This is a genomic window from Mycobacterium sp. 5-140-3-2 (assembly GCF_035666375.1).
GTDB lineage: Bacteria > Actinomycetota > Actinomycetes > Mycobacteriales > Mycobacteriaceae > Mycobacterium > Mycobacterium intracellulare.
Genome location: NZ_CP142025.1, coordinates 1530165 through 1549800 on the forward strand (window position 1 = coordinate 1530165; position 19636 = coordinate 1549800).

General features: G+C 67.3%; 17 protein-coding genes and 2 tRNA genes. 10 read left to right on the forward strand and 9 right to left on the reverse strand.

From position 1 onward, the window contains the following. Positions 1–9 precede the first annotated feature (9 nt). The 3 genes from acpS (at position 10) to P6281_RS07425 (ending at position 3310) form a co-directional block, all read left to right on the forward strand. Complete coding sequence (acpS, locus tag P6281_RS07415; protein WP_008255070.1) at positions 10–402, forward strand: holo-ACP synthase AcpS; 393 nt, start codon at positions 10–12, stop codon at positions 400–402. Between the two features lie 99 nt (positions 403–501). Beyond that, positions 502–1836, forward strand: coding sequence for a dipeptidase (locus P6281_RS07420; RefSeq protein WP_014384136.1), 1335 nt, complete (start codon positions 502–504; stop codon positions 1834–1836). Positions 1837–1945: 109 nt separating this feature from the next. After that, positions 1946–3310, forward strand: coding sequence for a cytochrome P450 (locus P6281_RS07425; RefSeq protein ID WP_324738687.1), 1365 nt, complete (start codon positions 1946–1948; stop codon positions 3308–3310). Here P6281_RS07425 and bcp read toward each other — a convergent pair. Then, the gene (bcp, locus tag P6281_RS07430) at positions 3307–3780 is read right to left on the reverse strand and encodes a thioredoxin-dependent thiol peroxidase (RefSeq protein ID WP_008255078.1); all 474 of its coding nucleotides are present in this window, start codon (positions 3778–3780) and stop codon (positions 3307–3309) included. The two genes, P6281_RS07425 and bcp, sit on opposite strands and share 4 nt — an antisense overlap. Positions 3781–3884: 104 nt before the next feature. Between bcp and P6281_RS07435 the strand changes: the two genes are divergently transcribed. Then, positions 3885–4112 carry a DUF3618 domain-containing protein gene (locus P6281_RS07435; RefSeq protein ID WP_008255080.1) on the forward strand — a complete coding sequence of 76 codons (228 nt, stop codon included), beginning with the start codon at positions 3885–3887 and terminating at the stop codon, positions 4110–4112. On the opposite strand, the gene P6281_RS07440 is transcribed toward P6281_RS07435, so the two are convergent. The 4 genes from P6281_RS07440 to P6281_RS07455 form a co-directional block, all read right to left on the reverse strand. Beyond that, positions 4099–5838, reverse strand: a complete 1740-nt coding sequence (locus P6281_RS07440; RefSeq protein ID WP_201408049.1) for a DUF3556 domain-containing protein — start codon at positions 5836–5838, stop codon at positions 4099–4101. The genes P6281_RS07435 and P6281_RS07440 overlap by 14 nt on opposite strands. 117 nt (positions 5839–5955) lie before the next feature. After that, positions 5956–6222, reverse strand: a complete 267-nt coding sequence (locus P6281_RS07445) for a hypothetical protein (protein WP_201408050.1) — start codon at positions 6220–6222, stop codon at positions 5956–5958. Positions 6223–6351: 129 nt separating this feature from the next. After that, positions 6352–6424 (reverse strand) — tRNA-Lys (locus tag P6281_RS07450). A 180-nt stretch (positions 6425–6604) separates the two neighbouring features. Further along, positions 6605–7843, reverse strand: a complete 1239-nt coding sequence (locus P6281_RS07455) for a GNAT family N-acetyltransferase (RefSeq protein WP_201408051.1) — start codon at positions 7841–7843, stop codon at positions 6605–6607. Positions 7844–8037: 194 nt separating this feature from the next. On the opposite strand from P6281_RS07455, the gene P6281_RS07460 reads away from it, so the two are divergent. The 3 genes from P6281_RS07460 (at position 8038) to P6281_RS07470 (ending at position 12740) form a co-directional block, all read left to right on the forward strand. After that, positions 8038–10404: an MMPL family transporter gene (locus tag P6281_RS07460; RefSeq protein ID WP_201408052.1), complete on the forward strand. Its 2367-nt coding sequence runs from the start codon at positions 8038–8040 to the stop codon at positions 10402–10404. Positions 10405–10481: 77 nt separating this feature from the next. Further along, positions 10482–11396, forward strand: coding sequence for a DMT family transporter (locus tag P6281_RS07465; RefSeq protein WP_014384144.1), 915 nt, complete (start codon positions 10482–10484; stop codon positions 11394–11396). A gap of 132 nt (positions 11397–11528) precedes the next feature. After that, positions 11529–12740: a L,D-transpeptidase gene (locus tag P6281_RS07470; protein WP_014384145.1), complete on the forward strand. Its 1212-nt coding sequence runs from the start codon at positions 11529–11531 to the stop codon at positions 12738–12740. 9 nt (positions 12741–12749) lie between these two features. Here the strand turns inward: P6281_RS07470 and P6281_RS07475 are convergent, their stop codons facing one another. From P6281_RS07475 to orn, 3 genes are all read right to left on the reverse strand, one after another. Beyond that, entirely contained in the window at positions 12750–13127 is a 378-nt protein-coding gene (locus tag P6281_RS07475; RefSeq protein ID WP_014382148.1) for a hypothetical protein, read from the reverse strand. Between the two features lie 111 nt (positions 13128–13238). Continuing rightward, positions 13239–13314 (reverse strand) — tRNA-His (locus P6281_RS07480). A 49-nt stretch (positions 13315–13363) separates the two neighbouring features. Next, positions 13364–14011 carry an oligoribonuclease gene (gene orn / locus P6281_RS07485; protein WP_008255097.1) on the reverse strand — a complete coding sequence of 216 codons (648 nt, stop codon included), beginning with the start codon at positions 14009–14011 and terminating at the stop codon, positions 13364–13366. A 113-nt stretch (positions 14012–14124) separates the two neighbouring features. Here orn and P6281_RS07490 point away from each other — a divergent pair, with 113 nt between their 5' ends. After that, entirely contained in the window at positions 14125–15207 is a 1083-nt protein-coding gene (locus tag P6281_RS07490) for an IS110 family transposase (RefSeq protein WP_438362663.1), read from the forward strand. A gap of 486 nt (positions 15208–15693) precedes the next feature. Beyond that, the gene (locus P6281_RS07495) at positions 15694–17259 is read left to right on the forward strand and encodes a helicase HerA-like domain-containing protein (protein ID WP_014384146.1); all 1566 of its coding nucleotides are present in this window, start codon (positions 15694–15696) and stop codon (positions 17257–17259) included. Positions 17260–17420: 161 nt separating this feature from the next. Here P6281_RS07495 and cmrA read toward each other — a convergent pair whose 3' ends face one another. Continuing rightward, positions 17421–18224, reverse strand: coding sequence for a mycolate reductase (gene cmrA, locus P6281_RS07500; protein WP_324738688.1), 804 nt, complete (start codon positions 18222–18224; stop codon positions 17421–17423). A 68-nt stretch (positions 18225–18292) separates the two neighbouring features. Between cmrA and P6281_RS07505 the strand changes: the two genes are divergently transcribed. Then, the gene (locus tag P6281_RS07505) at positions 18293–19633 is read left to right on the forward strand and encodes an MFS transporter (protein WP_009957502.1); all 1341 of its coding nucleotides are present in this window, start codon (positions 18293–18295) and stop codon (positions 19631–19633) included. Positions 19634–19636: the final 3 nt, after the last annotated feature.

A 19636-nucleotide genomic window follows, 5' to 3' on the forward strand; every position in this document is an offset into this window, starting at 1 on the left:
GGTCGGTGCGTGGCGATCGTCGGAGTAGGCATCGATCTCGTCTCCATCCCTGATTTCGCCGAGCAGGTCGACCAGCCGGGAACTGTTTTCGCCGAGACGTTCACCCCGGGTGAGCGCCGCGACGCCTCGGACAAGAGTTCGTCGGCGGCGCGTCACCTGGCGGCTCGGTGGGCGGCCAAGGAGGCGGTGATCAAGGCATGGTCAGGGTCTCGCTTCGCGCAGCGGCCCGTGCTGCCCGAGGACATCCACCGCGACATCGAGGTGGTCACCGATATGTGGGGGCGGCCGCGGGTGCGGTTGAGCGGCGACATCGCCAAACACCTGGCCGATGTGATCATTCACGTGTCGTTGACGCACGAGGGGGACACCGCCGCCGCGGTGGCGATCCTGGAGACGACGTAGGCTCCTCCCTCTGTCTTTGAGTGTGGGTCCTCTGGGCGAATTCACGCCGGTCTTCGTACCTAGCCCCCACGCTCGACGGCGCGTGCGTAGGAGGAAGACATGAGCGATCTGGTTGACCGCGTCCGCGAGGTGCTGCCGTCGGTGCGGCGCGACCTGGAAGACCTGGTGCGCATCGAATCGGTGTGGGCCGATCCTGGCCGACGCTCCGAGGTGCACCGCAGCGCCCAGGCGGTGGCAGATCTGTTGTCGCAGGCCGGTTTCGGCGACGTGCAGATCGTCAGCGAGGGGGGAGCGCCCGCGGTCATCGCGCGCCATCCCGCGCCGCCGGGCGCGCCGACCGTGCTGCTGTATGCCCATCACGACGTGCAGCCCGAGGGCGACCGCGGCCAGTGGACGTCGCCGCCGTTCGAGCCCACCGAACGTGACGGGCGGCTCTACGGCCGCGGCAGCGCCGACGACAAGGCCGGTATCGCAACGCATTTGGCGGCCTTTCGGGCACATGGCGGCCGGCCGCCCGTCGGCGTGACGGTGTTCGTCGAGGGCGAAGAGGAATCCGGTTCGCCCTCGCTCGCCCGATTGCTTGCGGCCCACCGCGACACGTTGGCCGCCGACGTGATCGTCATCGCCGACTCGGACAACTGGAGCGCCGACACCCCGGCGCTGACGGTGTCGCTGCGGGGTCTGGTCGACTGCGTGGTCGAGGTCGCCACGCTCGACCACGGGCTGCACTCCGGCCTGTGGGGCGGGGTGGTGCCCGACGCGCTCAGCGTCCTGGTGCGGTTGCTGGCCAGCCTGCACGACGACGACGGCAACGTGGCCGTGGCGGGCCTGCACGAAACCGACACCGCCGCGCTGAACTACCCCGACTACCCGGCCGAGCGGGTCCGCACCGACTCCGGCCTGCTCGACGGCGTGTCCGAGATCGGCTCGGGCTCCGTGCCGCAGCGGCTGTGGGCGAAACCCGCGATCACGGTGATCGGCATCGACACCACCCCCATCGACAAGGCGTCGAACACGCTGATCCCGCGGGCGCGGGCCAAGATCAGCATGCGGGTGGCTCCCGGCGGCGACGCCGCCGCGCACCTGGACGCCCTGACCGCCCATTTGCAAAGCCACGCACCGTGGGGCGCGCACGTCAGCGTCACCCGCGGCGACCTCGGCGAGCCCTACGCCATCGAGGCCAGCGGCGACGTCTACGACGCGGCCCGCGCGGCGTTCCGGCGGGCGTGGGGGGCCGAGCCCATCGACATGGGCATGGGCGGCTCCATCCCGTTCATCGCGGAATTCGCCGCCGCCTTCCCGCAGGCAAAGATCCTCGTCACCGGCGTGGAAGACCCGGGTACCCAGGCGCACAGCATCAACGAGAGCCTGCACCTGGGGGTGCTGGAACGCGCCGCGATCAGCGAGGCGCTGCTTCTGGCCAATCTGGCCTGAGAGCGCGGCTGAGCGGGAAACTCGCCTGCCCGAATGCTTAACGAGACCGATAGTCTCGTCGCATACTGCTTCTACAGGCAGCAGCCACTCGTCCGCAGGAGACGCCACCGTGAGTACGGAAGACACCCTCACCGGCATCACGCGCACCAAGGCCGGCAAGACCCACCGTTACCACTTCGATCGCCACACCCCGGAGTACCGCGAGCGGTTCACCGCAATCACCGAGGAGATGCACGCCAAGTGCCCGGTGGCGTGGACCGACACCTACGACGGGCATTGGGTGGCGGCGGGCAGCCGGGAGGTCTTCGAGCTCGCGCGATGCCCGCACGTGTCCAACGACCATGACGTCACCGGCTACAAGGGCATCACCATTCCCACGATTCCGCAGGCCACCGGCGTACGTGGCGGCATGCTCGAGATGGATGAACCCGAGCACTCCGCCTACCGCAGCATCCTCAACCCCTACCTGTCGCCGGCGGCCATCAAACGCTGGAAACCATTCGTCGACGAGATCGTGCGGGCCAGCATCGACGAGAAGATCGAAACCGGGCGGATCGACTTCGTCGACGATCTCGCGAACGTCGTGCCGGCCGTCCTGACGCTGGCCCTGATGGGCGTTCCGCTGAAGAAGTGGCAGCTCTATTGCGAGCCGGCCCACGCCAACGTCTACACTCCCGCCGATTCCCCGGACGCCCCAAGGGTTTTGGAGCAGACGATGGCGATGGGCGCGGACCTGTTCAACCACCTCCTCGAGATCCGCGAGCACCCGCGCCCCGGCATCGTGGACGCGCTGGCACGACTGCGGATCGACGGCGAACCCGCCCCCGACGCCGAACTGCTCGGAATGCTCGGCCTGATCATCGGCGGAGGTTTCGACACGACGACGGCGTTGACCGCGCACGCGCTCGAATGGCTCGGCGAAAATCCCGAGCAGCGCGAACTGCTGAGGCGGGAATCGGACACGTTGCTCGCCTCGGCGACCGAGGAATTCCTGCGTTTCTTCACGCCCGCGCCGGGGGACGGCCGCACGATCGCCGCCGATCTCGAGATCGCGGGCATGCAGTTCAAGGAGGGCGATCGCCTGTGGCTGTCCTGGGCGATGGCCAACCGCGATCCCGCGGTGTTCCCCGATCCGAATCGATTGGACCTGGCGCGAAAGAACAACCGGCACTTCAGCTTTGGTCTAGGCATCCACCGCTGCATCGGCTCGAATGTCGCGCGGGTGGTGTTCAAGTCGATGCTCACGGCGGTCCTCGACCGGATGCCCGACTACCGCTGCGACCCCGAAGGCACCGTGCACTATCCGACCATCGGCGTGATCCAGGGCATGCAGCACCTTCCGGCGACCTTCACCCCCGGCAGGCGGCTTGGCCCGGGGATCGACGAGACGCTGGAGAAGCTGCAGCGGGTGTGCGACGAACAGGGGATCGCGCGGCCGATCACCGAGTACGCCGAGGCCGCCGTCATCGGCTAGACGGACAGGTCGCGGCGCAGCTTGGCGACGTGGCCGGTGGCCTTGACGTTGTACTGCGCGACGGCGATCTTGCCCTTCTCGTCGACCACGAACGTCGAGCGGATGACGCCCGTGACGGTCTTGCCGTACATCTGCTTTTCGCCGTAGGCGCCATAGGCCGTCAGCACTTTGCGGTCGGGATCGGACAGCAGCGGGAACGTCAGCCCCTCCGCGTCACGGAATTTGGCGAGCTTCTCCGGCTTGTCGGGGGAGATGCCGATGACGTCGAGGCCCGCGCCGTTGAGCTCGGCCAGGCTGTCCCGAAAGTCGCACGCCTGCTTGGTGCACCCGGGAGTCGACGCGGCCGGATAGAAGTAGACGATGACCCGGCGCCCCTTGTAGTCGGCCAGCGACACCTTGTTGCCGTCGGCGTCGGGCAGGTTGAAGGAGGGCGCTTTGTCGCCGGGTGCAAGCCGCGTGGTCTCGGTCAAGGTGGGGCCCTTTCTGTTCACCGGAGCGTCGGGGTTACCGCCAGCTGATCTAGGGTAGTTCGGGCAGGTGCATGAGCCGGATAGTGGGCGACTTGGAGGACACAGTGGCGGACCGCGACCCCGAAGCCATCAAGCGAGACATCGACGTCGCCCGTGACCAGCTGGCGGCCACCGTCGACTCCCTCGCCGAGCGGGCAAACCCGCGTCGCCTCGCCGACGACCTCAAGGCCCGGGTGATCGGGTTCGTGCAGAAGCCCGTGGTGCTGGCGTCGCTGGCCGGGGTCGGGGCGTTGGTCGTCGTGGTGGCGGTGCGCCGCGTCAGGAACCGCTGACGCGGTCGCTCTGGACGTACACCGGAATGTTGTCGGCCCAGGGCTGATTCACCACCATGTCGGCGACCTCGCAGTAGCCGCGTTCGAATTCCCCGGTCGCCGCGTCGACCAGCCGGTATTCCTGCCGTTGCCGGTGGATGGGCTGGGCGTCGAGGATCACGACTCGCACCTCGCCGGGCTCGAATCCGCACCGCTGCTGCAGCGCCTCGATGAGGCACTCGTTGTGCATGTGGCCGTCGCCGAAGTTCCAGCCGAGAACCATTGAGCACAGGACTTCACCCTCGCACAGGTTGTAGTCGTCCTCGTCGTAGTCGGCCATTGCCCGGTGCGCCAGGGTGAGCAGCGCGCGCCCGTGGGTGTTCATGCCGCGGAAGGCGAGCGCGAGGTGAAGCGGTACCAGGGTTTCCTCTTTGCTGCCGTACAACCGCTCGAGCTGCAGGTGCTGCATCGGGCCCAGGGCGCGCGAGCCGACGCGGAACTTCTCGTCGGCCGACGGGCGGACGCACCACAGGGTGGTGTCCCAGTTGCCGGCGTAGTAGCGCATGCCGGGCAGGAAGGAGACCTTGCGCGGGTAGAGGTTTCCCGCGGCGACGGTCCCGGCCATCACCGCGAACAGGAGGGCGATCGGCCACGGGTTGCCGGTGTCCGACAGGCCCAAGGGCGCGTGCGTGACGAACAGCCACAGCACGCCGAAGATCATGAACACGTTCCATTCCAGCGGCACGCCCATCGGAAAGGCCAGCAGGATGTTCAGGTGGAACACGATCATCACGAACGCCGCGAGCGCCGTCGGCCAACCGCCGTGTGAGAACAACAGCACCAACGGCACCAGCCCTTCGACCGCGGTCGAGAAGTGCGCGATGAAACCCGCCAGCGCGCTGGGCCGCAAATCGTCGGGATAGCGCTTGAACATCGACCGCTTGAGCGGTCCCGACGGGATGAACGGATTGTTCGCCAGCATCGTCGAGATCACGAACGGGAAGTGTTTGTTGAGTTTGGATGTCGCCGCGCCCAGCCAGATCACCATGAAGACGACCTTGGCACCGACGACGATGTCCGCCCCGGCGAACAGGAACGTCAGCGCCAGCGGCGCGTACACCTCGCCGCGCGCGGCCAGGAAGATCACCTTGTCGCGCAAGCTGATTAGGGCCAGGACCGCCAGGACGGCGACGGTCTGCCACCGCGGCAGCACGCCGATCGTGGTGTCCAGGGCGGGAATCGGGCCGGTGCCGTCGGACAGCAGCGCGAACACCAGCAGCGCCAGCAGGATGCCGTAGAGCAACGCGTCGACGGGAGTTCTGTTGCTGCCCTTGGTCAGTGGCACCCGGTCGGGCCAGGGCGGCAACCGGATGGTGCCGGGGCGCAGCCAGTACAGGATGGAACCCATCGGTGGGAAGTAGCGCCCGGCGAGCGGACCGAAACAGCATCCGAGGCCGACGACTTCGAACAGCATCGTGTACAGCACGGCCTTTTGGAACACGATCGGCTCCGCCCACCAGGCGCTGACCTGGGTGAAGCCACCGATGCCGCGCGTGGACCATGCGAACAGCCAGCCCCCGAGGATGTACAGCCCGATCTTCACGCCGTACATCACGTGCATCACCAGCGGGGTGCCGAACCCGTGCTGGGCGATGTGGCGGGCCATCGGCACGATGCGTTCGGCGCGTGGTCGTGCGCTCCAGTCGGCCACGTCGACGACGGGCAGATTGGGTCGGATGAACCCCATTGCAGCTCCTTCGACGCGGCAAGACCAATCGGTGCCAGCAAGAAATTACCTGTACGAAGGGGTTTCGCGGGGGGATACGACGGCAACTGGCCGGCGGAGGTCGATCGGCCGAACCGGCTACTCCCACCCGGGCGGGTCGTTCTCGGCCATGTACGTCTCCCACGCCGCGCGCCGCGTCGCCCGCGTGTGCAGGTCCTGGCAGATCGCCCGCGCTCCCGCGGCGTCGGTCGCCCGGCCGAGATCGTGGTGCACGAAGCCGTCGTCGACCCGTTCGGCGCGGAAGCCGCCCGTGGAGACCGCGTGGACGCGGTACTCGCTGCGGTCATCGATGTTGGCGTGGAAGTGGCCCTCGTGGGGTTCGACCCACTTCAGCTCGGTTTTCACAGGTCCCCTCTGGACGAACACCGTCGCAGCGATCGTAGGTCCCCCGCGGGGGCCATGAAAAGGGAGATCCGAGACGCTGGCGCCAGTCTGGAAGCAAAAGCCACCGAACGATGAGCTATCGGTGAGCTGTGCGCCGTCAGGGTTTCGAACCCCGGACCCGCTGATTAAGAGTCAGCTGCTCTACCAACTGAGCTAACGGCGCTTGTGGTCAGTCAGACCGCGTAGGCGACAATAACAGGCGTCTTGCCGCGGAGTGAAATCCCGACCATTTACCAGGATAGCGTGCCCGCGCACCCGGTTGGGCCTTGCCGGGCTGGGCCGTCGTCAACTGTTCGCCGCGCGATCTGCATGGAAGACGAAAGGTACTGTCGCGCAGTTTCATTCACAACACCGTGCCGCAGAAGGGCGCGCGGTCGGTGGCGAAGGCGGCGTCCAGTTCGGCCAGCGCGCCCGCGCGTGCTTCGGTGATGCGGCCGGCCCGGGCCAGCTGGGAAGCCCGGTGCGCCCCCATGTAGATGGTGGCCAGGTCGGCCAGGCCGATCTCGATGTCCGCGTTCCCGTCGTGGGGCGTGCACTTCCCGGCGCCACCGCGTGTTTGCAGCTGGAACCGTCCGCCCGCGAGCTGAAGCGGGTCGGTGACGTCGAGCACGATGTCGGTATCGGCGGTGTAGGTGCGCGCGCCCAGCACCTCGGGGACGTCGTTGATGCGCACCCACAGGAAGTCGCTCACGCCCTTGATCTCCGCGGCGCGTTGATCGGTGAGTTTGAGCGGAAGCGGATCGTCGCCCGGCACGTCGATCTCTACGCGATAGAACATCTCCAGGACCAACACCGTCTGCAGCAGCTCGGTGTGAGCCTCCTCGGTGATAGGGCAGAAGTCCTCGACGACCACCGTGCCCAGGGGCGGGCGAAATGCATGCTGTTGCGATCCGACGACCCGATACGTCAGGAAGCCGTCGGGATGGATCGTGTAATGCAGCGCCGACCCGTTGCCCCGCTGGGTTTCCCGGTCGTCCAGGTAGTCGGCCCACCACGCGTCGTCCCGGGTGATCGCGCCATTGGTTGCGGCACACCACCGTTCGTAGAGTTCTGGCAAGTGTCGTCTCGCCTCGGCGGCGTTGACCTCGCGTGCCCGGCTGCCGCTCGGTGCGGCCCGCAACTTCGCGAAGCGGCGGTCGATCGAATAGGTGTGGCTATAGCTGGCCACCCCGGCGCCGAAGCCGTCGTACATCGCGGTCTGCGTCGGGACGCCGCACACGATCGGATAGCCGCGGTCCAACAGAATCCCGAGTCCCTTCGCGCTGAGCTGCGCCCAGAGTCCCTTGCCCTGATGCGTTGACGCGACGGCGATCATCGTCAGCCACGCGGCTCGCAGGTTGGCGCCACCCGGAACGGTGAGCTGCGCTTGGTAGATGATCGACGTTCCCACCAGAAACGGATGCTCGGGATCGGAGACGTCCTCGGCGATGAGAATGTCGTTGAGGTTGACTCGGCGTTTCCACGCTTCGAGATCCTCTGGGCCCACCGGATCGCCGAACGTGCGGGCCTGATTTTCAAACACCGCCTGCCAGTCGTCTTCGCTTGGATGCCGAATGTTGGTGCCGTCGTCCGTCGTGTTCATTGCACATCCAATCCGCTTGTAGCCCAGGCAATCCGGCACTGCGCACACCGAATCCACGTGCTGAGTGTGCTTTTACGTTCGATACCCGAGTACCAGATGGTCAAACCTCGAGGGCGGCCGCCGGGTGACTGCTCGATGCGAACAATCGGCGCCGGGGCGGGTCAAAAGGCGTGGTTTCGGGTAGGCGATACGCCATGCTGCAGGTAATCACCCGGCTAGCCATTGCCGCCCCGCGCCGCATCGTCGGGATCGCCTTCCTGGTGCTGGTGGGGGCCGCAGTCTTCGGGCTTCCGGTGGTCAACAGCCTTTCCGGCGGTGGCTTTCAGGACCCGACCTCGGAGTCCGCGCGGGCAACCGAGGTCCTGCGCGACAGGTTCAACCAAACCGATCAGCAGATGCTGATCGTGGTGACGGCCCCGGACGGCGTCCGCAGCGAATCGGCGCGCCGGGTCGCCACCGACATCGTCGACCAGCTGAAACGGTCGCCGTGGGTGCTCAACGTGTCGTCGGCGTGGACCATGCCGCCCGATCGCCCCCAGGCCGCGTCTCAGCTGATCAGCAAGGACAACAAATCCGGGATGATCGTCGCCGGCCTGAAAGGCGGCGAGAACGACGCGCAGAAGTACGCCAGCACGCTCACCAGCGACCTGGTGCACGACCGCGACGGCGTGACCGTGCGCGCCGGCGGCATGGCCGTGGCATACGCGCAGATCAACGGGCAGAACCAGCGGGATCTGCTGTTGATGGAGTCCATCGCGATCCCGCTGAGCTTCGCGGTCCTGGTCTGGGTGCTCGGCGGTGTGGTGGCGGCGACGCTGCCGATCGTCCTTGGCCTCTTGGCCATCGTCGGCACCATGTCGGTGCTGCGGTTGATCACCTTCGCCACCGACGTGTCGACCTACGCCCTGGACCTGAGCATCGCCATGGGCCTGGCCCTGGCCATCGACTACAACCTGCTGATCATCACCCGCTACCGCGAGGAGCTGGCCCGGACCGAGGACCGCGACCGGGCGCTGTATCGCACCATGGCCACCGCCGGCCGGACCGTGCTGTTCTCGGCCACGACCGTCGGGCTGTCGATGGCGGTGATGGCGCTGTTCCCGATGTATTTCCTGAAGTCGTCGGCGTACACGATCGTGGTCACCGCGATCATCGTGGCCCTGGCCGCTGTCGTGGTCACGCCTGCCGCGATCGTGCTGCTGGGGCCGCGGTTGGACTCGCTGAACGCGCGCCGGGTGATGCATCGCGTGCTGCACGGGCAGCGTGCGTTCCGCGATCACGCACACCAACCGCTCGAGACACAGTTCTGGTATCGGTCGACCCGCTACGTGTTGCGCCACGCCATGTCGGTCGGTCTGAGTGTCGTGGTGTTGCTGCTGTTGCTCGGGGCGCCGTTCCTGGGGGTGAAATGGGGCTTCCCCGACGAGCGGGTGCTGCCCAGAGGGGCGTCGGCGCGTCAGGTGGCCGACATGTTGGACAACGATTTCGCTAACGGGCTGGGCACCGGGGTATCCGTCGTCGTCCCCGACGCCCGCGGCCTGAGCCCCGCCGACCTGCAGCATTACGCCGCCGAGCTGTCCCGCGTGCCTGACGTCTCCGCGGTGAGCGCGCCGACCGGCACGTTCGTGGGCGGAGAGCGGGTGGGCCCGCCGGCCGAGGCCACCGGCATGTCCAACGGCGCCGCGTTCTTGACGGTGTCGAGCACCGCCCCGCTCTATTCGAACGCCTCAAATACCCAGCTCGACCGATTGCATCAGGTCGCTGGACCCTCGGGGCGCTCGGTGCTGTTGACCGGTCTGGCGCAGATCAACCGCGACAGCGTCGACGCGATCACCCAGCGTCTGCCGATCGTGTTCGCCCTGATCGCCCTCATCACGTTCGCGCTGCTCTTCTTGCTGACTGGCAGCGCGGTGCTGCCGTTGCAGGCGCTGGTGTGCAACGTGCTGTCACTGACGGCGGCATTCGGCGCGATGGTGTGGATCTTTCAAGACGGCCACCTGGGCGCCCTGGGCACCACACCGAACGGCACGTTGAACGCCAACATCCCGGTGCTGTTGTTCTGCATCGCCTTTGGGCTGGCCATGGACTACGAGGTATTCCTGGTCTCGCGCATCCATGAGTATTGGCTGGCCTCGCAGGCCGACCGAGAGACGCCGCCGACCGCACTCGAGGCGCGCGCCGCCACCGACGAGAGCACGGCGCTGGGCATCGCCGGGATCGGGCGCGTCGTCACGACCGCCGCAGTGGTGATGTCGATTTCGTTCGCCGCGTTGATTCCCGCGCACGTGTCGTTCATGCGAATGCTGGGCCTGGGTCTCACCCTCGGCGTGCTGGTCGACGCCACCCTGGTCCGAATGGTTTTGGTGCCGGCCTTCATTCATCTGTTGGGCCGTTGGACGTGGTGGGCCCCAAGGCCGTTGGTGTGGCTGCGCGAGCGGTCCGCAACCGGTGAAGAGGGCGAGGTCGCGGTGGGGCGCGGCCGCTGGGCCCGCGACGCACCGAACGGGGGCCGGTCATTGACCAGAAGGTGGGCTGACAGGGCCACCGCCCATCGCAGCTGAACTTCCGATATGCGTCGTGCAGCAAGGGTTTTCCAACACTCCGGAGCTCGCACCACCGGATACCGACGGAGATTTTCATGTCGCACACACTGATCGCCGCTCTGCTCGCACTGAGTTCCGCGCTGTGCATTGCCACGGGCGACGTGCTGCAGCAACGCGCGGCGCAGCGCATCACCGACCGGGCGGTGGGCTCCGTCGAATTGTTCGCCAATTTGCTTCGCAGCCAACGCTGGTGGTGGGGCACGCTGTTGTTGGCGGCGAGCATCGCGTTGCAGGTCGCGGCCCTGGGTGAAGGATCGGTGCTGCTCGTCCAGGCGTTGCTGATGTCGTCGGTGCTGTTCGCCCTGCCCCTCAACGCCAGGTTGTCGCACCGCACCGTGACCGGCGGGGAATGGGTGTGGGCCGCGCTGTTGACGGCCGCGGTGGTCGTCGTCGTGGTCGTCGGCAATCCGCAGGCCGGCCATAGTGGCGCATTGCTGAGAACCTGGGCCGTGGTGGCGATCGTCCTGGGGCCGCTGCTCGTCGGCTGCGTGGTGGCCGGCCGCATCCGGGGTGGCGTGGTGGCCGCCGTGTTGTTCGCCTTCGTGTCGGGGGCGCTGTGGGGCGCCTTTGCGGCGCTCACCAAGGAGGTCGTCGCTCGGCTCGGCGACGGGCTAGGCGCCGTGACCCGCGCTCCAGAGCTCTACGCCTGCATCCTGGTCGCGCTGGGGGGCGTGGTGTGGAGCCAGGCCGCATTTCGGGCGGGCCCGCTGACCGCGTCGATGCCCACGCTGCAGGTGTCGCAGCCCGTGGTGGCGGCGGTCCTGGGCGTGGTCGTGCTCGGCGAGACGCTGAACACGGGTCGCGCCGGGATGATCGCCCTGGTGGCGGCCGCGTCGGTGATGACGGCGGCCATCATCAAACTCGCCCGCGTCGAGGCCGTCGCGACCCGCGACCGGGCCGAATCGCAGCTGCAGGAAGCCCGCGCAGATGTGGTGCCGCGAGGTCGCTGACCTCGCCCGAGTGACGAATTCATTGCGGCGGAGACACCGAACGGCCGCCCGCGCCGGTGTGGGCATGTCGGGTCGGCGAAACCCTTTAGAATGCGTGCAGCGAGGTCAGCGGTGACCAACTTCGAGAATTGAATGGAAGGTCACTGGATGACGCCTTTGCGTGGACGCAGATCGTGGCTGGCGGCCGCGATCGCCGCGGTTGCCGTGTTTGCCGTCGCCTGCGGTGGCAACCACGCGGCCGCGCCGGCGAAGGTGATCTTCGACAAGGGCACGCCCTTTGCCGACCTGCTGGTCCCCAAGCTCACCTCCTCGGTGACCGACGGCGCCGTCGGCGTGACGGTGGATGCGCCGGTGACGGTGAGCGTCGCCGACGGCGTGCTCGCGTCGGTCACCATGGTCAACGAAAACGGCAGGTCGATCAGCGGGAAGCTGAGCCCCGACGGGCTGCGCTGGTCCACCACCGAGCAGCTCGGCTACAACAGGCGCTACACGCTGAACGTCAAGGCGACCGGGCTGGGTGGCGCGGCCAGCAAGCAGATGACCTTCGCGACCAGCTCACCGGCCCACCTGACCATGCCGTACGTCAGTCCGGTCGACGGCGAGGTGGTGGGCATCGGCCAACCGGTGGCGATCCGCTTCGACGAGAACATCGCGGACCGGGCGGCGGCCCAGAAGGCCATCACCATCACCACGAACCCACCGGTGGAGGGTGCGTTCTACTGGCTCAACAATCGCGAAGTACATTGGCGCCCAGAGCATTTCTGGAAGTCGGGAACGACCATCGACGTGGCCGTCAACACCTACGGCGTGGATCTGGGCGACGGGATGTTCGGTGAGGACAACGTCAAGACGCACTTCACCATTGGCGACGAGGTGATTTCGACCGCCGACGACACCACGAAGACCGTGACCGTGCGGGTCAACGGTGAGGTCGTCAAGACCATGCCGACGTCGATGGGCAAGGACAGCACGCCAACGGCCAACGGCATCTACATCGTTGGCGCGCGGTTCAAACACATGATCATGGATTCGTCGACCTACGGGGTTCCGGTCAACTCGCCCAACGGATATCGCACCGAAGTCGACTGGGCCACCCAGATGTCCTACAGCGGAGTCTTTGTGCACTCCGCGCCGTGGTCGGTCGGCGCCCAGGGTCACACCAACACCAGCCACGGGTGCCTGAACGTCAGCCCCAGCAACGCCGAATGGTTCTACGACCACAGCAAGAGCGGTGACATCGTCGAGGTTGTGCACACGGTGGGCCCGACCTTGCCGGGCACCGAGGGGCTCGGCGACTGGAACATCCCGTGGCCGGAGTGGAAGGCGGGCAACGCCAACACCTGACCGGCTCGGTCAGTCGATCTTGTGCCAGCTTCCGCAGCTTCGGGTCATGAACGCGGTATCGGTCCGCATGATCCGAACCACCTGGGGGCCGTCGCCGACGTTGTTGTCGATGATGTCGTTGGTGTCGAAACTGCGCAGCCTTGCCCAATAGCAGCCGTATTTGCCGCCATCGGTCCGATAGGTGCCCGCCGCGATGTCCTTGTTGACGATGTAGGTGCCGTTGGCCTCGATGGACGTCTTCGGGCCCGGTGGGGGCGGCGGGGCGACGGTCTTCGTCACCGTTTTGGTCTCAGCCGGCGGGGTCGATATGACCGTCGTCGACGTGTGGCTCGAACCACCGCAGCCCGCGAGGAACAGCGCGGCGGCCGCGATGGCCGTTCGCATCATGGGCGAGGCAAGACGTTGTCGATTCACTGCATTCCACTCACCGGTGCAACAGCGGTGCGCGGAGTCGCTACCACCGTAAAAGGTCAGGGAGCGGCGATGCTCCCTGACCAATGGGGTGAGTGACGGGACTCGAACCCGCGACATTCAGGATCACAACCTGACGCTCTACCAACTGAACTACACCCACCATGGCTGTGTGCCGACCCGCAGGCCTGCACGAGCAGCGACTGTAGATACTAGCGGCTCGTCGGCGCGCTGGCCGAATCGCTTGGTCCCGGTGCGTCTCGTCCACCGTCAAGGGAGGTGACCACCGCCTCGATTTCGCTGGTAGACGGGCCCGGTGGGGAGACGAACGCGGTGCGCCGATAGAACTGCAATTCGCGGATCGACTCATGGATGTCGGCCAGTGCGCGGTGGGCGAGCCCCTTGGTGGGCTGGCCGAAGTAGATCCGCGGATACCAGCGGCGGCAGAGTTCTTTGATCGAGCTCACATCGATCATGCGGTAGTGCAGGTACGTGTCCAGCGCCGGCATGTCGCGCACGATGAACGCGCGATCGGTGGCGATCGAGTTTCCTGCCAGCGGCGCCGTCTTGGGTTGCTTGACGTGTTGGCCGATGTAGTCCAGCACCATCGCCTCGGCAGTCGCCAGGTCGACGGCGGACGCCCGCACCTCGTCGATCAACCCGGAGCGCGAATGCATTTCGGTCACCACGTCACCCATCGCCGAGAGGGCGGCGTCGTCGGCGTGGATCACCACGTCCACACCGTCGCCGAGGATGTTCAGATCGGCGTCGGTGACCAGGGCCGCGATCTCGATCAGCTTGTCCGAACCGAGATCGAGTCCGGTCATCTCGCAGTCGATCCACACCAATTCGTCACGCACAGCGCTCAGACTAGACGGTATGAGGAGGCTGGGGCCTCGCCACATGTGAACGTGGGTTGCTGTCAGGAAGTTGGTCCTGGCCAGTAGAGCCACAGATGTGGATGGAGGCCCCAGTGAAGATTCAGCGTACGAGTGTTGGGTTGGATGTGCACGCCCGATCGGTGGTCGGGTGTGGGTTGGATGGGGATACCGGGGAGGTATTCGAGCGGCGGTTGACCCCCGACCGTGGTGAGATCGCAGCATGGCTAAGGGATCTTCCGGGCCCGGTGGCGGTGACCTATGAGGCGGGTCCGACCGGGTTCGGGTTAGCCCGGGCGTTGGATGCCGCGGGCATCGCCTGTGTGGTGGCTGCGCCATCGAAGTTGATTCGCCCGACGGGTGACCGAGTCAAAACCGATGCCCGCGACGCCGCGCATCTGGCGCGGTTGTTGCATCTGGGCCAGATCACCGAAGTGACGGTTCCCAGCATCGAGCAGGAAGCGGCGCGGGATTTGGTGCGGGCCCGCGAGGATGTCCGTGGGGATTTGATGTCTGCTCGGCATCGACTGTCGAAACTGTTGTTGCGCCAGGGGATCGTCTATTGCGGTGGACGAGCCTGGATCCGTGAGCATCAGCGGTGGTTGCGTCGGCAGCGGTTCGACAGTGCCGCGCTGCAGCTGGCCTACGACACCGCTTTCGACGCGATGCTGGCCACCCTCGAGCGCCGGGAGCGCCTCGATACCGCGATCGCCGAGATGGCCGCTGATTCGCGGTTCACCCCGGTGGTGACCCGGCTGGGGTGTCTGCGCGGGGTGTCCACGCTGACCGCGTTCGGGCTGGCCGTCGAGATCGGGGACTGGTCTCGGCTGACCGGGCGCAGTATCGGCGCCTATCTGGGGCTGGTGCCAAGCGAGTACTCCTCAGGAGCGACGCGAACCCAGGGCGCGGTGACCAAGACCGGCAATGGTCATGCCCGCCGCCTGCTCATCGAAGCCGCCTGGCATCACCGAGCCCCCTACCGGCCCGGCGCGGTGATGCGCCGCCGCTGGGATGCCGCATCCCCAGCCGCCCGCGCCCGCGGCCAGGCCGGCAACCGGCGCCTGCATGAACGCTGGATGCGATTCGATGAGCGCAAGAAACGCTCCGTGGTGGCCAACGCCGCGATCGCGCGTGAGCTGGCCGGATGGTGCTGGTCGCTGGCCGTCCTCGAGGACTAAGCGGCCCACAAACGTCCAGATGAGCAAGCAGATGTCGGCAAGCGTCTTGGAGTGACCCGCGTCGCCGCTATGAGCAATCACGTTGCACCACAACCGATCACGCTCGACATCTAGACAAGCGGACCGCTCCGACTCGAAAGTCCCGTCCTGCGGTAACCAACCCGCGTATATCAGACTGACACGCGTCGACACGACACGCTCGACACCTCAACGCTCATCTGGTCAACGAAGCGGCGGCCTCGACGACGGTTGCGGCCGCCGCTTCACCCTGCCCCTTGACAAAATGACTCACATATCAGTGGCGATCGCAAGCGCGGCGAAGCCGGGCGCGGCGGGTCGCCACCATCGGACCCGTGGCGATCGCAAGCGCGGCGGAGCCGGGCGCGGCGGGTCGCCGTTGGGCCTCGCCCCCGGATCCGCCCGAGAAGTAGGGTGAGCGTTGTCGAACTGCATGCCGAATCACTGGGGAAGAGGGGGCGCAGCACGATGAGCACCGATTCAGCGGCAACGCCGGCGAGCCGGATCGCGGACGGCTACGCCGTCGACGGCCAGGCACTGGAATTGGGCACCGTCGTGGTCGACGGCGCCGCCGATCCGACGGCGCAGATCCGCATTCCGCTGGCGACCGTGAACAGGCACGGGCTGGTGGCCGGCGCCACCGGAACCGGCAAGACCAAGACGCTGCAGCTGATCGCCGAACAGCTCAGCGCCGCGGGTGTACCCGTGCTGATGGCCGACGTGAAGGGCGACCTGTCCGGGCTGTCCGCACCGGGGAAGGGCGACGACAAAACCGCCGCGCGTGCCCGCGACACGGGAGACGACTGGACTCCGACGGGCTTCCCGGTGGAGTTCCTGTCGCTGGGCACCGGTGGGCTCGGCGTGCCGGTTCGGGCCACCGTCGACAGCTTCGGCCCGGTGCTGCTGTCAAAGGTGTTGGGGCTCAACGCCACTCAAGAGTCCACTCTGGGCCTGATCTTCCACTGGGCCAAGGAAAAGAATTACCAGCTGGTCACCCTGGCCAACCTGCGTGATGCCATCACTCACCTGACCAGCGACGAGGGCAAGGCCGACCTGAAATCCCTTGGCGGTGTGTCGTCCACGACGGCCGGCGTCATCCTGCGCGCGCTGGTGAACCTCGAGGGCGAGGGCGGCGACACGTTCTTCGGCGAGCCGAAGCTCGACCCGAACGACCTGCTGCGCGTCGAGGGCGGCCGCGGCATCATCTCACTGTTGGAGTTCGGCGGACAGTCGTTGCGCCCGGTCATCTTCTCCACCTTCCTGATGTGGTTGCTGGCCGACCTGTTCACCGTCCTGGACGAGGTCGGCGACATCGACAAGCCCAAGCTGGTCTTCTTCTTCGACGAGGCGCACCTGTTGTTCGCCGACGCGTCCAAGGCCTTCCTCGAGCAGGTCGAGCAGACCGTCAAGCTGATCCGCTCGAAGGGCGTCGGGGTGTTTTTCTGCACCCAGTTGCCCACCGACCTGCCCAACGACGTGCTGTCCCAGTTGGGCGCGCGGATTCAGCACGCGCTGCGGGCGTTCACCCCCGACGACCAGAAGGCGCTGTCGAAGACCGTGCGCACCTACCCGAAAACCGATGTCTACGACCTGGAGTCGGCGTTGACGTCGCTCGGGATCGGCGAGGCCGTCGTGACCGTGCTCTCCGAGAAGGGCTCGCCCACCCCGGTCGCGTGGACCCGCATGCGGGTGCCCCGCTCGCTGATGGCGTCGATCGGCAACGAGGCCATCGGGGCCGCGGCCAAAGACAGTCCGCTGCAGGCAAAGTACGGCCACACGGCTGAGCCCCCGGCGCAACCCCAGCCGGCCCCCCAGGGTCCGCAGGCGCCCCAAGCCCAGTCCGACTACCCGCCCGTCCCCTCGAACGAACCCGTCCCGCCGATGCCGGAGCCGGCGGAACCCAAAGGGGAAAAGGGCCCGTCGATGTGGGAGGAAGTGCTGCAGAACCCGACGGTGAAAAGCGGCATCAACACGGCGATACGCGAAGCGGTGAGAAGCATTTTCGGCGGCACTGGTCGCCGCCGCCGGAAGTAGTGGGGTGCCTCCGTCGCCGTCGATCGCGGACGTAACGCCACGGCGAAGAATCGCGCGCAAAACCGCCGCTGCGTTACGACCGTGAGCGGAGGGGCCGGCCCGAACCGTGAGCGGAGGGCCAGCACGACCGTGAGAGGAGGGCTGCCCAACCCGCCCCGCGCCTAGCCGCCGAGCTTTTTGTAGAACGCGCCCACGATGGGCGCCACGATGGCGCGCGGGGCGTACCCGCTCGCCACCGACATGGCCTTGGACGTCAGGCCGGGAACGACGCGCATTTTGTTGCGGCCCAACGCATCCAGCGACACCCGGGCCGTGTGCTCCGTCGAGATCCACAGGAAGTCCGGCACCAGCCGCTCCACGATCGACGCTTCGGTGTCGGCCGGCAGGTCGGTGCGCACCGGGCCGGGCGCCAGCAGCGTCACGTTGACCCCCGACCCGCGCAACTCGCCGCGCAGCGATTCGGTGAAGGTATTCACGAACGCCTTGGTGGCGGCGTAGGTGGCGTTGTAGGGGATCGGCGAATTGCCCGCGGCCGAACCGGAAATCAGGATGCCCCCGGCCCTGCGTTCGACCATGCCGGGCAGCACCGCCAACGTAAGGTCATGCACCCCTAGGACATTCAGCTGCAATTGGGCCTTCTCGCCGGCCGGATCGAGCGTCGCCACCGGACCGAACGTCGCGGTGCCCGCATTGGCGCACAGGATCGAGATGGGGCGGGCGGCCAGCTCGTCGCACAGTTTCGCGCGGTCGCCCGGGTCGGCCAGGTCGGCGGGTCGCACGTCGACGGAGACGTGATACTGGTCGCTCAGGCGGGCGGCCAGATTCTTCAGCAGATCCTCGCGTCGCGCGGTGACGATCAGATTGTGTCCGCGGGCGGCGAGTTCGGTGGCCAGCGCTTCACCGATGTTCTGCGAAGCTCCGGTGACAACTGCGCGCGCCTCGGGGCTTGGAGCGGGTACCGGCATGCGCCAATCGTAGACAGCCGACGAAAGGCGATCCGCAGCCGATCGGTGGCGCCGCTAGAGTGCCGGGCATGAGTCAGCCGGAGTTACGTTCCGCCGCCCCCGTGCGATCTCGCGTCGTCGCGTGGGCGCTGTGGGACTGCGGCTCGACCGGCCTGAACGCGATCGTGGCCACCTTCGTCTTCGCCGTGTATCTGACCAGCAGCGTCGGGGTGGGCATCGGGGGCAGCACCACGCCGGCGAGCTGGCTGGGCCGGGCCGCGGCCATCGCCGGGCTGACCGTCGCGATATTGGCGCCCGCCGTCGGCGTGTGGGTGGAGTCACCGCATCGCAGGCGGGTCGCCCTGAGCGTGCTGACGGCCGCGGCGGTGACGCTGACCGCCTCGATGTTCTTCATCCGCGACCGGCCCGGCTACCTGTGGGCCGGCCTGGTGCTGCTGGGGGCGACGGCGGCCTGCGGCGACTTGGCCAGCGTCCCGTACAACGCCATGCTGCGCCAGCTTTCGACACCGCAGACCGCCGGCCGGATATCGGGATTCGGCTGGGCGGCGGGCTACGGCGGCAGCGTCCTGCTGTTGCTGGTGATCTACACCGGATTCATCTCGGGATCGGACTCGGGACCGGGCGCGACGCGCGGACTGCTGCGAATTCCCTTGCAGGACGGGCTTTATGTCCGCGAGGCGATGCTGGTGGCGGCGGCCTGGCTGGCGGTGTTCGCGCTGCCGTTGCTGTTCGTGGCGCAACGGCTGAGCGGGCCGGCCGAGCTGTATCAGCCCACGAGCATGCTGGGCGGTTACCGCAAGCTGTGGACCGAGGTTTCCGCGGAATGGCGCCGCGACCGCAACCTGGTGTACTTCCTGGTCGCCAGCGCGCTGTTCCGGGATGGGCTGGCGGCGATCTTCGCGTTCGGCGCGGTGCTCGGCGTCAACGTGTACGGCATCTCCCAGGCGGACGTGCTGATCTTCGGGGTGGCGGCGTGCGTCGTCGCCGCGGTGGGCGCCGTGCTGGGCGGGTTCGTCGACCACCGGGTCGGATCGAAGCCCGTCATCGTGGCCTCGCTGGCCGCGATCATCACCCTGGGACTGACCCTGATGGCGTCGGCGGGCCCGGCGGCCTTCTGGGTGTGCGGGCTGCTGCTGTGCATGTTCATCGGGCCGACGCAGTCGTCGTCGCGCGCCCTGCTGCTGCAGATGGCCAAACACGGCCGGGAAGGCGTCGCGTTCGGCCTCTACACCATGACCGGGCGGGCGGTGGCGTTCCTGGCGCCGTGGCTGTTCTCGGTGTTCGTCGACGTGTTCGGCGCCGTGCGCGCCGGCCTGGGCGGGATTTCGCTGGTCTTGATCGCCGGGTTGGTGGCGATGCTGGTGGTCCGCGTCCCGCAGCGCGGGGTCCCGGTCACCGAAGCCGTGTGACGG

Coding starts and splice junctions, on each gene's coding strand:
- P6281_RS07460 (WP_201408052.1), top strand. CDS start 8,038: ATGCTGCAGGTAATCACCCGGCTAGCCATTGCCGCCCCGCGCCGCATC.
- P6281_RS07465 (WP_014384144.1), top strand. CDS start 10,482: ATGTCGCACACACTGATCGCCGCTCTGCTCGCACTGAGTTCCGCGCTG.
- P6281_RS07440 (WP_201408049.1), bottom strand. CDS start 5,838: ATGGGGTTCATCCGACCCAATCTGCCCGTCGTCGACGTGGCCGACTGG.
- P6281_RS07475 (WP_014382148.1), bottom strand. CDS start 13,127: ATGATGCGAACGGCCATCGCGGCCGCCGCGCTGTTCCTCGCGGGCTGC.
- P6281_RS07495 (WP_014384146.1), top strand. CDS start 15,694: ATGAGCACCGATTCAGCGGCAACGCCGGCGAGCCGGATCGCGGACGGC.
- P6281_RS07420 (WP_014384136.1), top strand. CDS start 502: ATGAGCGATCTGGTTGACCGCGTCCGCGAGGTGCTGCCGTCGGTGCGG.
- P6281_RS07505 (WP_009957502.1), top strand. CDS start 18,293: ATGAGTCAGCCGGAGTTACGTTCCGCCGCCCCCGTGCGATCTCGCGTC.
- P6281_RS07470 (WP_014384145.1), top strand. CDS start 11,529: ATGGAAGGTCACTGGATGACGCCTTTGCGTGGACGCAGATCGTGGCTG.
- P6281_RS07455 (WP_201408051.1), bottom strand. CDS start 7,843: ATGAACACGACGGACGACGGCACCAACATTCGGCATCCAAGCGAAGAC.
- cmrA (WP_324738688.1), bottom strand. CDS start 18,224: ATGCCGGTACCCGCTCCAAGCCCCGAGGCGCGCGCAGTTGTCACCGGA.